Source organism: uncultured Caballeronia sp. (genome assembly GCF_964243625.1).
Classification (GTDB): domain Bacteria; phylum Pseudomonadota; class Gammaproteobacteria; order Burkholderiales; family Burkholderiaceae; genus Caballeronia.
This window is the reverse complement of the sequence record NZ_CAXTGZ010000305.1, coordinates 1-6,998: the sequence shown is the minus strand read 5'-3', so window position 1 is coordinate 6,998 and position 6,998 is coordinate 1. Positions and strand designations below refer to the sequence as shown.

7 protein-coding genes and 1 pseudogene are annotated in these 6,998 nt (G+C 61.5%); 7 read left to right on the top strand and 1 reads right to left on the bottom strand.

The features are described from left to right. The 4 genes from ACFFAR_RS19765 to ACFFAR_RS19750 form a co-directional block, all read left to right on the top strand. Positions 1-205, top strand: a 205-nt coding sequence (locus ACFFAR_RS19765; protein ID WP_375508317.1) for a hypothetical protein, incomplete at its 5' end; no start/stop codon positions are given. Beyond that, on the top strand, positions 202-1,182 hold the full coding sequence (locus ACFFAR_RS19760; protein WP_174364825.1) for a shikimate dehydrogenase: 981 nt from the start codon (positions 202-204) through the stop codon (positions 1,180-1,182). The genes ACFFAR_RS19765 and ACFFAR_RS19760, both read left to right, overlap by 4 nt. Before the next feature lie 14 nt (positions 1,183-1,196). After that, on the top strand, positions 1,197-1,970 hold the full coding sequence (locus tag ACFFAR_RS19755) for an SDR family NAD(P)-dependent oxidoreductase (protein ID WP_062169968.1): 774 nt from the start codon (positions 1,197-1,199) through the stop codon (positions 1,968-1,970). Beyond that, positions 1,957-2,868: an MBL fold metallo-hydrolase gene (locus tag ACFFAR_RS19750; protein ID WP_375508316.1), complete on the top strand. Its 912-nt coding sequence runs from the start codon at positions 1,957-1,959 to the stop codon at positions 2,866-2,868. The genes ACFFAR_RS19755 and ACFFAR_RS19750 overlap by 14 nt, the downstream gene beginning before the upstream one ends. Here ACFFAR_RS19750 and ACFFAR_RS19745 read toward each other — a convergent pair. Next, complete coding sequence (locus tag ACFFAR_RS19745; protein WP_062169967.1) at positions 2,844-3,749, bottom strand: LysR family transcriptional regulator; 906 nt, start codon at positions 3,747-3,749, stop codon at positions 2,844-2,846. The genes ACFFAR_RS19750 and ACFFAR_RS19745 overlap by 25 nt on opposite strands. Positions 3,750-3,932: 183 nt before the next feature. On the opposite strand from ACFFAR_RS19745, the gene ACFFAR_RS19740 reads away from it, so the two are divergent. The 3 genes and pseudogenes from ACFFAR_RS19740 to ACFFAR_RS19730 all read left to right on the top strand — a co-directional run. Continuing rightward, positions 3,933-5,351 carry a M20 family metallopeptidase gene (locus tag ACFFAR_RS19740; RefSeq protein ID WP_375508315.1) on the top strand — a complete coding sequence of 473 codons (1,419 nt, stop codon included), beginning with the start codon at positions 3,933-3,935 and terminating at the stop codon, positions 5,349-5,351. Next, positions 5,348-6,634, top strand: a complete 1,287-nt coding sequence (locus ACFFAR_RS19735; RefSeq protein WP_174364887.1) for an MFS transporter — start codon at positions 5,348-5,350, stop codon at positions 6,632-6,634. Before ACFFAR_RS19740 ends, ACFFAR_RS19735 begins: the two co-directional genes overlap by 4 nt. Before the next feature lie 33 nt (positions 6,635-6,667). Further along, positions 6,668-6,998: pseudogene (locus ACFFAR_RS19730) on the top strand (serine hydrolase); the annotation flags it as partial.

Genomic DNA, 6,998 nt, shown 5'->3' with positions numbered 1-6,998 from the left:
CGTGCGCTGCGTGCGCTCCGGCAGCGTGCGCGAGCAGGACTACGCGATCATCGAACAATCGAACGGCATGAAACTGCGCATAGTCGATGACGGCGCCGGCGCGTGGCGCACCGAGCCGAATCCGGACTACAAGGAACGCACGCCGGAAGAAATCGAAGCGCTGCTGGCGCGCGGTGCGCTGGCAACCGAAGGAGCGATGCGATGAGCGCTTCCAATCAGTACCGGGCCGCCACGCGTCCGACGTTTTATTTCATCGGCGTGACGACTGCGCAGAGTTCCATCATGCGTGTGTTCCCGCAGTGGGCGAAGCATCTCGGCCTTGGTGATGTAGAGATCAAGGGCATCGATTTTCCGCCGCATGCGGCGCCCGAGGCGTATCGTGAGGCGGTCGAGTTTTTGAAGCGCGATCCGTTGTCGGTCGGCGCGCTCGTCACCACGCACAAGATCGACCTGTACGCCGCGTGCAAGGATCTTTTCGATGTGATCGATCCGACCGCCGAGGTCATGGGCGAGACCAGTTGCCTCTCGAAGCAGGATGGAAAATTCATCTGTCACGCGAAGGATCCCATTACATCGGGGTTATCGCTGGATGGATTCTTGCCGGCCAATCACTTTGCCGATACCGGCGCGGAAGTATTTTCGATGGGTGCGGGCGGTTCGACCATCGCACTGACCTGGCACCTGATGCAGAAGGAACGCGGCGCGAACCGGCCGTCAAAGGTGATCGTATCGAACCGGTCGGCGGGACGGCTCGAGGAAATCGAACGCATTCATCGCGAACTCGAATTCGATGTACCGTGCGAATATGTCGTCGCACCGAAGCCCGAGGACAACGACGCCGTGCTTGCTCGTCTATCGCCGGGTGCGCTCGTGATCAATGCGACGGGGTTGGGCAAGGACGCGCCGGGTTCGCCGTTGAGCAACGCGGCGGCGTTCCCGGAACGCGCGGTTGTGTGGGACCTGAACTATCGCGGCGACCTGATTTTTCTCGATCAGGCGCGCGCGCAGGAAAGCACGCGCACACTGCAGATCGAAGACGGCTGGACTTACTTCATCTACGGATGGACGCGCGTGATCGCCGAAGTCTTTCACGTCGACATTCCGGTGAGCGGTCCCGGCTTCGATGAAATCAGCCGCATTGCGGCACAAGCGGGCAAACCCGCGCCAACAAGAACAGCTTAAGGAAGACGCCAAGCATGTATCTCGACAAGTTCAAGCTCGACAAGAAGATTGCCGTAGTCACCGGGGCGGCCCGCGGTATCGGTTTCGCCACGGCCGAGGCGTTGGCTGAAGCCGGCGCGCTCGTGGTGCTCACGGATATGAATGCGGAACTGCTCGACAAGGCCGCGTCGGATTTGTCGGCGAAGGGACATCGCGTCGAAACCGAATTGCTCGATGTCACCGATTCGACCGCGGCACAACGCGTGAACGACGCGGTCGTCGCGCGGCACGGACGCGTGGATGTACTCGTGAACAACGCGGGGATCGCGATCTCGAACCATCCCGCCGAGACCATGACGGACGAGATCTGGAACAAGGTGATCGATGTCAATCTCAACGGCGTATTCTGGGCTTGCCGTGCGTTCGGAAAAGGCATGCTGGAGAGTGGCGCCGGCAGTATCGTGAACGTGGGGTCGATGTCGGGGTTCATTGTGAATCGGCCGCAGGAGCAGGCGAACTACAACGCGTCGAAAGCGGGCGTGCATCACCTGACGAAGTCGCTCGCGGCCGAATGGGGCGCGCGTGGCGTGCGTGTGAATGCGGTGGCGCCGACGTATATCGATACCGAGATGAACACCTATGTGTATCAGAACAAGGAGATGTTCGACAAGTGGGTCGGCGGCACGCCGATGAACCGCCTCGGACGCATGGATGAAGTGGCGTCGGTGATCCTGTTCCTCGCAAGCGATGCATCGAGCCTCATGACAGGATCGATCGTTCTCGCCGACGGCGGTTATGTCTGCTGGTGATGTCTCGCTGCTGACCGAGACGTTCGCGACGTCGTTGCGTGACCGCCTGGCCGATCCCGATGCGGCACCTCCTGAAGGCGAGGCCGTGCTGTACTGGCTCGGGCAGGCGGGATTTGTGATCGAGTCCGGCGGTTACAGGATGCTGATCGATCCGTACCTCTCCGACTCGCTCGCGGAGAAATACAAGGGCACGAAGTTTCCGCATGCGCGCATGATGGCCGCGCCTGTGCTGCCCGGTGAACTGGATCGGCTGGACCTTGTGTTGTGCACGCATCGGCACACGGACCACATGGACCCGGGGACCTTGCAGCCGCTTGCGCGGCGATTCCCAAATCTCAGGTTCGTGGTTCCTGCTGCGGTCACTGAAGAAGCCATCACGCGATGCGGTGTTGGTATCGAACGGCTGATTCCGGTCAACGCGGGCGAACGCATCGAGGTCCTTGCAGGTTGCTTCGTGTCGCCGGTTCCCTCGGCACACGAGTCACTCGACAGGGATGCCGGAGGGCGTTATCCGTGGCTGGGTTATGTGATCGATGCCGGCCCGATTCGTTTGTATCATTCGGGCGATTGCGTTCCCTACGCGGGACTTGCTGAAACCTTGGCAAGGTTCAAGCCGCACGTGGCGCTGCTGCCCGTCAATGGCCGCGACGCCGAGCGCAGCGGTAACGGCGTGCCCGGGAACTTCACGCTCGATGAAGCCGTCGCGCTTGCGAAGCAAAGCGGTGCTCGCGCATTGATCGCACATCATTACGGCTTGTTCGACTTCAACACCATCCCGGCCGATGTAATCAATGCGCGCATGCGCCTCGAAGCATCCCACGACTTCACTCTGTTCCGCGCGCAAACCGGATGCGCGTGGCGCTGCGGCATGCTTCAGTCAAGGCACGCAGGGTCCTGAATCGCCGCGACCAACAAATCCAGGAATGCGCCCACCGCTTTAGGCAAAGTGCGTCCGGCCATGGTCTGCACTTGCAGCGTACGCTGATGCAACTCGGGGTTGCTGATCGGAATGGCCGCCATCCTGTCGGGCTTCAGCCGGCTGCGAACCGTCAGGTAACCCACGAATGTCACCGCTTTCGTCTGCTGCACGAAACTCTGCAGCGCACCGCCGTAGTTGCTCACGAATACCGGCTCGAAGTTCAAACCTTCCAGGCTGCAGGAGATATCGAATAGCTGACGCACGGTCACGCCTTCGCCATAGATCGCGAGCGGCCACGGTGTGAGGTCTGCCAGCGACACCGACTCTTTTTTCGCCAGCGGATGATCCTGCGTGACCAATGCAAATATCGGCGCGCGCTGGGCGTAATGCACGTTCACGTCTTTCTCGGGTGCGACGCTGAAACACACGGCAATGTCGGCGGTGCCATCGCGTACACGTTGGGTCGCTTCAGTAGGCGCCGCGACATCGAGCTGAAAATGCGCGGCCGGCCAGCTCTTCAGGAAATGTGCGAAGACTTGCGGCAGGAAATCGCGCGCCACGCCCTCCGAACTTGCCACGCGAATCGTCGCGCGGCTTTCCGTAGTCAGGCCGCGGATCTCCTCGGTGACACGTTCCTGTTCCATGAGGCTTCTGTGAGCGTGCGCCGCAAGCAAACGACCGGCTTCGCTCAGCACCATGCCTCGCGGCCGGCGCTCGAACAGCGGCACGCCCATTTCGTCCTCGAGCTTGGCAATCTGCCTGCTGATTGCCGATACCGCCACGAACAGGCGCTCTGACGCCTTGCTCAGCGAGCCGCTTCGTGCGACTTCCAGAAAGTACCGCAGCGCGGTGGTTTGCATGATGCATCTCTAGTAAAGACAAATCGATAGCCCGGGCGCTTTGCCGTTTCGGCAACGCAAACTCCCAAATATTGTCATTGTCCATAAATATCGGCGGTATCAAGATCGCGTCATCGATTTTTTCTACCTGAAGAAGAACCGGCGTGCCTGGGCTGCTTAGGGCGCGTTTTACTGGAGAAAGAAGTGACACGCGAGTCCGCTATCCAAGCCGCTGCCGATCTGTACGATTCCGGCGCCTTTCTCGAAGACCTGCGTCGCCGGGTTGCCTTTCGCACGGAGAGTCAGGAGTCAGAAAGCGGTCCGGTTCTGAGCGCTTACTTGGTCGACGAAATCGCGCCGGTTCTGGCCGGAATGGGATTCACGTTCCGGCTGGTCGATAACCCGGCGCCCGGCGCGGGACCGTTCCTGGTTGCGCATCGCAAGGAAAGCGACGGGCTGCCTACCGTGCTGACCTACGGCCACGGCGATGTCGTCCGCGGATATGACGCGCAGTGGCGCGAGGGCTTGTCGCCGTGGCAAGTCACCGTCGTCGGTGATCACTGGTATGGTCGCGGCACCGCCGACAACAAGGGCCAGCACAGCATCAACCTTGCAGCGCTCAAAGCCGTGCTCGATGCACGCGATGGACGGCTCGGCTTCAACCTCAAGCTGCTATTCGAAACTGGCGAGGAAGTCGGCTCTCCGGGTCTGCACGCTGTCTGCGAGACCTTGCGCGACGAACTGAAAGCCGATGTCCTGATCGCCTCCGACGGTCCGCGCCTGGGCGCATCGAGTCCCACGATCTTTCTTGGCTCGCGCGGTCTCGTGAACTTCAAGCTCACCGTGGACCTGCGCGAAGGCGGCCATCATTCCGGCAACTGGGGTGGCTTGCTGCGCAATCCGGGCGTGGTGCTGGCGAACGCAATTGCATCGATGGTCGATCAAAACGGCCGCATTCTGGTTGAAGGCTTGCGTCCTCCCGAAGTCCCGCAAGCGGTGCGTCGTGCTTTGGAGGGCATCGTTGTAGGCGGGAACCCCGGCGAGCCGGAAGTCGATACCGACTACGGCGAACCGGGCCTCACGCCATCCGAACGCGTGTTTGGCTGGAACAATCTCGAAGTGCTGGCGTTTCGCACCGGCAACCCCGAGAAGCCCGTCAACGCAATCCCGCCGCACGCCTTCGCGTTCATGCAGATCCGCTTCGTGGTTGGTACGAACTGGGAGGATCTCGAACATATCGTGCGCCGTCATCTGGACGAACGCGGGTTCGGCATGGTTCATATCGATGTGGATCGCGGCGCGCCTGCAACGCGCGTGGACCCGGACAACGCATGGGTCCAATGGGGGCTCAAGTCCCTCGAAGAGACCACCGGCAAGAAGCCCGTCCTCTTGCCGAACCTCGGCGGCACGCTGCCCAACGATGTCTTTGCAGAGGTCATCGGCATGCCGACGCTCTGGGTGCCGCATTCGTACCCCGGATGCTCGCAGCACGCGCCCGACGAGCACATGCTCGGACCGGTCGTGCGCGAGGGTCTCGGCATCATGGCGGGGCTTTTCTGGGACCTGGGCGAGCGAGATGTTCCGCACGCGGCCATCATGAACCAGGCGGGGAACACGCGATGAGCACCGACACGGCCGCGACCGTCATACCGGGCAGGAAACCACAGGCGAGCATCTACAAGCTGATCGCCGCGACATCGATAGGCAATGCGCTCGAGTTCTACGACCTCGTGGTCTATGGCTACTTCGCGTCGACGCTTTCAAAGCTGTTCTTCCCGACCACCGATAAAACCGTCTCGCTGCTCCTCACGCTCGGCACCTTCGCGCTCTCGTATCTCGCGCGGCCGGTCGGGGCCTTCGTGCTGGGTTCATACAGCGACCGCAAGGGCCGCAAGGCGTCGCTGACCTTGTCCATCGCGATGATGACACTCGGCACCGGCATGGTCGCGCTGATGCCGAGTTATGCGGCGATCGGCGTGCTGGCGCCCATCGGCATCTTTGCGTCGCGGTTGTTGCAAGGCTTTTCGGCGGGTGGCGAGTTCGGCAGCTCGACCGCGTTCCTGACCGAGCATGCACCCGCGCGCAGCGGCTTCATGGCGAGCTGGCAGTTCGCAAGCCAGGGCGCGAGCGTGCTGGTTGCATCGGCGTTTGGCGCAGTGTTGACGAGCACGCTGACGCCCGCGCAACTCGAAGGCTGGGGCTGGCGGATTCCTTTTCTCTTCGGTTTGCTGATCGGCCCGGTGGGTATGTATATCCGCCGCCATGTCGATGAGACACCCGAGTTCGAGCGCGCTGAAACGGCCGAATCGCCGATACGCGAAGTCCTCGCGACGCAGAAAGAGCGGCTGCTGGTGTCCATCGGATCACTGGTGTTGACGACGACCGCCAACTACATGCTGCTGTATATGCCGACGTATGCATCGCGCCAGCTCGGGCTCTCGCCGTCTTCCGGTTTTATCGCGACGCTGGCGGCCGGTTTTATCGTGATGGTGCTCACGCCGATTGTGGGTCACTGGTCCGATAAAGTCGGCCGCACCCGGATCATGCTGGGCGCCGGCTCGATATTCTTCGTCACCATCTATCCGGCGTTCATGTTCATGAATGCGCATCCCTCCATGCTGACGCTGCTTGCTGCCGTCATGTGGGTCGCGGTGCTGAAGGCCATCTACTTCGCGCCGATTCCCGCCTTGATGTCCGACCTGTTTCCGACTCGTACTCGGACCACGGGGATGGCGGTCGGCTACAACGTCGGCACGACCGTCTTCGGTGGTTTCACGCCGCTTGCGGTGGCTTCGCTGATCGCGCTGACGGGCAACAATCTGGCGCCGGGTTTCTATCTGATGATCGCCGCCATCATCAGTCTTTTCACTCTGGTATGGGCGCGCAGGCGCCTGAAAATACACTGATTCAGTTCGACGAACACCTTGGAATCAAACGATATGCAAAACGATTTATCGCAGGCCATGAAGGACGCCATCCGGTTTTCAACCGACCACGAAACTGTCTGGGATCGCAGCGTGAAGGGCGCGTGGGGCGTGCATCCGAACGACCCCCCGCCCTGGAACAAGCTGCTTGGGCCGGTGCATGATCGCGGGCCGGTGTCGGGTGCGATATCCGTCGATGGCCGCGTGCTCACTACGTGGGGCGAACCGGATCGTGCGGACCTGACGTTCAGTATCGCAAAGACGTACCTCGCGTTGCTGGCGGGTGTGGCGCACGATCGCGGCCTGTTGCCCGATGTGAACGAACCGGTCCATGTGCGCGTGCCGG